Source organism: Stenotrophomonas sp. CASM114, from assembly GCF_049384325.1.
Lineage (GTDB): Bacteria > Pseudomonadota > Gammaproteobacteria > Xanthomonadales > Xanthomonadaceae > Stenotrophomonas > Stenotrophomonas muris.
Genome location: NZ_JBMRGJ010000006.1, coordinates 211,948 through 218,128, shown reverse-complemented (window position 1 = coordinate 218,128; position 6,181 = coordinate 211,948). Strand labels below are relative to the sequence as shown.

Annotated in this window: 5 protein-coding genes; 1 reads left to right on the top strand and 4 read right to left on the bottom strand. The window is 66.1% G+C overall.

The window, feature by feature from the left end; translation table 11 throughout:
• Positions 1 to 151: 151 nt before the first annotated feature.
• Complete coding sequence (locus VG566_RS09420) at positions 152 to 1,351, bottom strand: MFS transporter (RefSeq protein WP_032959108.1); 1,200 nt, start codon at positions 1,349 to 1,351, stop codon at positions 152 to 154.
• A 72-nt stretch (positions 1,352 to 1,423) separates the two neighbouring features.
• Here VG566_RS09420 and VG566_RS09415 point away from each other — a divergent pair, with 72 nt between their 5' ends.
• A complete protein-coding gene (locus tag VG566_RS09415; RefSeq protein ID WP_014646814.1) occupies positions 1,424 to 2,221 on the top strand; it encodes an AraC family transcriptional regulator in 798 nt (265 codons plus the stop codon).
• Between the two features lie 60 nt (positions 2,222 to 2,281).
• Here the strand turns inward: VG566_RS09415 and dnaJ are convergent, their stop codons facing one another.
• The 3 genes from dnaJ to grpE form a co-directional block, all read right to left on the bottom strand.
• A complete protein-coding gene (dnaJ, locus tag VG566_RS09410; protein WP_014036853.1) occupies positions 2,282 to 3,406 on the bottom strand; it encodes a molecular chaperone DnaJ in 1,125 nt (374 codons plus the stop codon).
• A gap of 154 nt (positions 3,407 to 3,560) precedes the next feature.
• Positions 3,561 to 5,483, bottom strand: coding sequence for a molecular chaperone DnaK (gene dnaK / locus VG566_RS09405; protein WP_032959111.1), 1,923 nt, complete (start codon positions 5,481 to 5,483; stop codon positions 3,561 to 3,563).
• 182 nt (positions 5,484 to 5,665) lie between these two features.
• The gene (gene grpE / locus VG566_RS09400) at positions 5,666 to 6,181 is read right to left on the bottom strand and encodes a nucleotide exchange factor GrpE (protein WP_014646812.1); all 516 of its coding nucleotides are present in this window, start codon (positions 6,179 to 6,181) and stop codon (positions 5,666 to 5,668) included.

Sequence of the window (6,181 nt, the reverse complement as noted above, 5' to 3'; positions counted from 1 at the left end):
GGCGTGAGCCGCATGGATGCGGCGACCGAGCTTACATGGACGTACTTGCAGCGTCCCCCTCAACCGGACCCACCCCGCCACACCAGGGATAGCGCGCTTCGGCTGTTGCCTCTGCAGGTGCAGGGCTGCAAGCCCTGCAAACCCAAGCCCCTCAGTGAGCAGCAGGCCGCGACGGTGGCAGCCACGCTGCGACGATACCGAGCAGCGGCAGGAACGCGGTCAGCTGATAGACGTATTCGATGCTGGTCCTGTCTGCCAGCATGCCCAGCACGGCCGCGCCAAGCCCGCCCATGCCGAATGCAAAGCCGAAGAACAGGCCGGACACCATGCCGATGCGGTGCGGCATCATCTCCTGCGCGTACACCACGATGGCCGAGAACGCCGAGGAGAGCACGAAGCCGATCAGCACCGCCAGCACTGTGGTCCATAGCAGATCGGCGTGCGGCAGCATCAGTGCGAACGGGGCCACGCCGAGGATCGAGGTCCAGATGATCGGCTTGCGGCCGATGCGGTCACCCAGCGGGCCGCCGAGGAAACCACCGGCGGCAGACGCCACCAGGAACGCGAACAGATGCAGTTGCGCCTGTGCCACCGGAATGCCGAAGTGGTGGATCAGGTAGAAGGTGAAGTAGCTGCCGATGCTGGCCATGTAGAAGTACTTGCTGAAGATCAGCACCAGCAGGATCGCCAGCACCTTGGCCACGGTGCGCGGCGGATGCCGCGGGGCCATAGACGCGGTGCTGGCCGGACGCGGTGTGCCCAGGTGCAGTGCATACCAGCGGCCAACATAGGTCAGCAGCGCGATGCCGATCAGCGCGGCGCCGGCAAACCATGATGCGGCACGCTGGCCATACGGCACGATCACGGCCGCAGCGATCAACGGCCCCAGCGCGGTACCGAAGTTGCCACCCACCTGGAACACCGACTGCGCGAAGCCATGGCGACCGCCCGAGGCCAGCCGGGCGATGCGCGAGGCCTCCGGGTGGAAGATGGCCGAACCAATGCCGACCATCGCCGCAGCCATCAGCACCACCGCGTAGTTCGGCGCAAAGCCGAGCAGCAGCATGCCGCACAGGGTCGAGGCCATGCCGATCGGCAGCGAATACGGTGCCGGGCGGCGGTCGGTGGCCATGCCGATCAACGGCTGGAAGATCGACGCGGTGAGCTGGTAGGTCAGCGTGATCAGGCCGATCTGGGTGAAGCTGAGGTTGAAGCCGCCCTTGATCACCGGATAGATGGCCAGGATCAGCGACTGCATCATGTCGTTGACGACATGCGAGGTGGAGATGGCGGCCAGCACGCCGGGAACCACCGGGCGTGAGGTCGTTGCGGGAGAAGCCAGGGTCGACATGGACACAGTCAGGTTGGGGGCGAGCCACGCATGCTACGGTGGACCCCCACTCCCTTCTGCCGCGTTCGGGTCATGGCATATCGCAAAAAGGACACTCCCTGCCCGATCCGCGAGACCGCGCCGTGGAACGAAGTGCCGGTACACCGCCCGGTGACCAGCCGCGCCCGGCACTACCCGCCCGGTACCCACATCGCGCCACACCGGCATCGCCGTCACCAACTGGTCTTCGCCATGTCCGGCCTGATGGTGGTGCGCGCGGACGGTGGCCGCTGGGTCGTGCCCTCCACCCGCGCGATCTGGGTTCCGGCCGGCATGGTGCATGCGGTGGACTGCATCGCCGAGGTGCACATGCGCAGCCTGTACGTGGAACCGGACTTCGCGCCGCAACTGCCGGATGGGGCGTTCGCAGTACAGGTGGCGCCGCTGCTGCGCGAACTACTGCTGGCGGCCAGCCTGATCGAGTCCGCGCACGTGGACGACAGCCGCGACGGTCGCGTGGTGCGCCTGCTGCTGGACGAGCTGCACCGCATGGACGTGCTGCCGCTGCACCTGCCCTCGCCCACTGACCCGCGCCTGCAGAGGATCTGCCAGCACATCCAGAAGCATCCCGCCGACGACGCCACGCTGCAGGACTGGGCCCAGGCGCTGCAGGTGGACGTGAAGACCATCCAGCGCCATTTCGCCGGCGAACTGGGCATGACCTTCGGGCAGTGGCGGCAGCAGGCGCGCCTGCTGGCCGCCCTGGAGCGATTGGCAGTCGGCGACAAGGTCATCGATGTGGCGCTGGCGATGGGCTACGACAGCCCCAGCGCGTTCACCAGCATGTTCAAACGCCAACTGGGGCAGACGCCCGCGGCGTTTTTCCGCTGATCGCAAACGAAAACGCCGGGCATGACCCGGCGCTACCGCTCAACGCTTCGGTTGAAAAACTCAGGACGTCATCCGGTCCCAGAAGCCCTTCACGCCATCCATGAACGTCGCCGACTTCGGCGAATGCTTGCGTGCTTCCTCGCCGACAAAGGTGGCTTCGAACTGCTCCAGCAGCTTGCGCTGTTCGTTGGTGAGGTTGACCGGGGTCTCCACCACCACGCGGCAGTACAGGTCGCCCTCGCTGCGGCTGCGCACCGAACGCACGCCCTTGCCACGCAGGCGGAACAGCTTGCCGGTCTGGGTCTCGGCCGGGATGCGGATTTCCGCTTCGCCGCCGAGGGTCGCCACGCGTACGGTGTCGCCAAGCGCTGCCTGCGAGATGCGGATCGGCACTTCGCAGTGCAGGTCGTCGCCATCGCGCTGGAAGATCGCATGCTCGCGCACGCGCACTTCCACGTACAGGTCACCCGGCGGCGTACCGGCCGGACCGGCCTCACCTTCACCCTGCAGGCGGATGCGGTCGCCGGTATCGACGCCCGCCGGCACCTTCACCGACAGCACCTTGTCTTCCTCGACACGGCCGTTGCCGTGGCAGGTCTTGCAGGGCTTGGCGATGATCTGCCCACGGCCGCCGCAGTTGTGGCAGGCCTGCTGCATGGCGAAGATGCCGCGCTGGATGCGCACCTGGCCGCGGCCATGGCACACATTGCAGGTTTCGACCTTGCCGTCTTCGGAGCCACTGCCATCGCAGTCGCCGCACTCGGCCAGGGTCGGGATCTCGATGCGGCGCTCAACGCCGCGTACCGCCTCTTCCAGGTCCAGCTCCATCACGTAGCCGATGTCGGCGCCGCGACGGGCCTGGCGCGGCCCACCGCCGCCCCCGCCAAAAATGTTGCCGAAGATATCGCCGAAGATATCGTTCATGTCCGGGCCGCCCGGACCACCACCGCCCATGCCGTGCTCGAACGCGGCGTGGCCGTGGCTGTCGTACATGCGGCGCTTGTTGCCATCGGACAGCACTTCGTAGGCTTCCTTGCACTCCTTGAAGGAGGCTTCGGCCGCCGCATCACCCGGGTTGCGGTCCGGGTGGAACTTCATCGCACAGCGACGGTAGGCCTTCTTCAGCTCGTCGTCGGTGGCGGTGCGGGCAACGCCCAGCACTTCGTAGTAATCGCGCTTGCTCATATGGTGAATCTGGTTCCGGAAAGTCGGGATTCGTCAAAGCGGAAGAGCGGAACCAGGTCCGCTCTTGCGTCGGGCGCCCCGACACGCCGGTGGGCGGTCAGGACCCTGATGCGACAACGGGACGCTGATGGCCAGCGTCCCGTGTCGGTCCGGATCAGGACTTCTTGTCGTCCTTGACTTCGGTGAACTCGGCGTCGACCACGTCGTCCTGCGCCTTGCCGGCGTTGCCGGCGTCGGCACCCGGGGCACCGCCCTGGTCGGCCGAAGCAGCGGCGAACAGCGACTGGCCGGCTTCCTCCAGCACCTTCGACTTGGCTTCGATCTGTGCCTTGTCGTCACCCTTCATCGCGGTTTCCAGGTCGGCCAGGGCCGCCTCGACCTTGCCGATGACATCGCCGCCGACCTTGCTGCCGTGCTCGGTGATGGCACTGCGGGTGCCGTGGATCAGGGCATCGGCCTGATTGCGGGCCTGCACCAGCTCCTGGAACTTCTTGTCTTCTTCGCGGTTGGCTTCCGCGTCGGCGACCATGCGTGCGATCTCTTCCTCGGACAGGCCCGAACCGGCCTTGATCTCGACCTTCTGTTCCTTGTTGGTCTTCTTGTCCTTGGCCGACACGTGCAGGATGCCGTTGGCGTCGATGTCGAAGGACACTTCCACCTGCGGCAGGCCACGCGGGGCCGGCTCGATGCCGGACAGGTCGAACTTGGCCAGCGACTTGTTGAAGCGGGCCTGCTCGCGCTCACCCTGCAGCACGTGCACGGTCACGGCCGACTGGTTGTCCTCGGCGGTGGAGAACACCTGCGAGGCCTTGGTCGGGATGGTGGTGTTCTTCTCGATGATCTTGGTGAACACGCCGCCCATGGTCTCGATGCCCAGCGACAGCGGGGTCACGTCCAGCAGCAGCACGTCCTTGACGTCGCCGCCCAGCACGCCGCCCTGGATCGCAGCGCCCAGTGCCACGGCTTCGTCCGGGTTGACGTCCTTGCGCGGTTCCTTGCCGAAGAATTCGGTCACCGCCTGCTGCACCTTCGGCATGCGGGTCTGGCCACCGACCAGGATCACTTCGCTGATGTCGCTCGAACGCAGGCCGGCATCGTTCAGGGCGACGCGGCACGGCTCGATCGACTTCTTGATCAGGTCTTCCACCAGCGCTTCCAGCTTGGCGCGGGTCAGCTTGATGTTCAGGTGCTTCGGACCCGAGGCGTCAGCGGTGACGTACGGCAGGTTCACTTCGGTCTGCTGGGCGCTGGACAGCTCGATCTTGGCGCGCTCGGCAGCGTCCTTCAGGCGCTGCAGGGCCAGCGGATCCTTGCGCAGGTCGATGCCCTGGTCCTTGTTGAATTCTTCAACCAGGTACTCGATGACGCGGTTGTCGAAGTCTTCGCCGCCCAGGAAGGTATCGCCGTTGGTGGCCAGCACTTCGAACTGCTTCTCGCCGTCAACGTTGGCGATCTCGATCACCGAGACGTCGAAGGTGCCGCCGCCCAGGTCGTACACCACGATCTTGCGATCCTTGTTGTCGCCCTTGTCCAGCCCATAGGCCAGCGCGGCCGCGGTCGGCTCGTTGATGATGCGCTTGACGTCCAGGCCGGCGATGCGGCCGGCGTCCTTGGTCGCCTGGCGCTGGCTGTCGTTGAAGTAGGCCGGCACGGTGATGACCGCTTCGGTGACCTTCTCACCGAGGAAGTCCTCGGCGGTCTTCTTCATCTTTTCCAGCACCTTGGCCGAGATTTCCTGCGGCGCCATCTTCTTGCCGTCGCTGGTGGCCACCCAGGCATCGCCGTTGTCATGGGCCAGGATGCTGTACGGGACGTGGGCGATGTCCTTCTGCACTTCGGCGTCGGTGAACTTGCGGCCGATCAGGCGCTTCACCGCGTAGAAGGTGTTCTTCGGGTTGGTGACGGCCTGGCGCTTGGCCGAGGCGCCCACCAGGACTTCGCCGTCCTTGGTGTAGGCGACGATCGACGGGGTGGTGCGATCGCCTTCCGAATTCTCGATGACGCGGGCCTTGCCGCCGTCCATGATCGCCACGCACGAGTTGGTGGTGCCGAGGTCGATACCAATGATCTTGCCCATGGGGGAGACTCCTGAGGATGCTTGTTGGGGTCAGTCCGGCCGTTCGGCCGGTGGATGAATACGATGTGGGGGAGGCTCGTGGAACATTCAAGCCATCTCCCGAACGCTGTGTTTCCGGTCGCCCGGCGCGTTCAGCGTCGGGCCGGTTGACGGGACATTCCCGCCTTCCGGCCCTGGAGGGGTCAGTCGGCGGCCACCACCACCAGCGCCGGCCGCAGCAGGCGCTCGTTGAGCAGGTAACCCTTCTGGAACACGGTCACCACGCTGCCCGGGGCGGCGTCTGGGGCCGGCACCTGGCTGATGGCCTGGTGGTGTTCCGGGTTGAACGGCTGGCCGATCGGGTCCAGCAGGACCAGCCCGTTGTCGGCGGCAACCTTCAGCAGCTGCTTGTAGGTCAGCTCCAGGCCCTCGCGCAGCGGATGCGGGTCATCGCCGGCCGCCTTCAAGCCGGCATCCAGGCTGTCGAACACCGGCAGCAGCTCGCCCAGCAGCTTCTCGTTGGCGAACTTGCGGGCCTGCTCGATGTCACGGGCAACGCGCTTGCGCTGGTTCTCGAGGTCGGCGCGCTCACGCAGCGCATCGGCCTTGATCTGCTCGACCTCGGCGCGCAGGCGCTCCACTTCGTCGTTGACGCCGGCGGCGGCGGCCGCATCGGCGGCAGTCTGCTGGGATTCGATATCTGGATGTTCGTGGTTCAT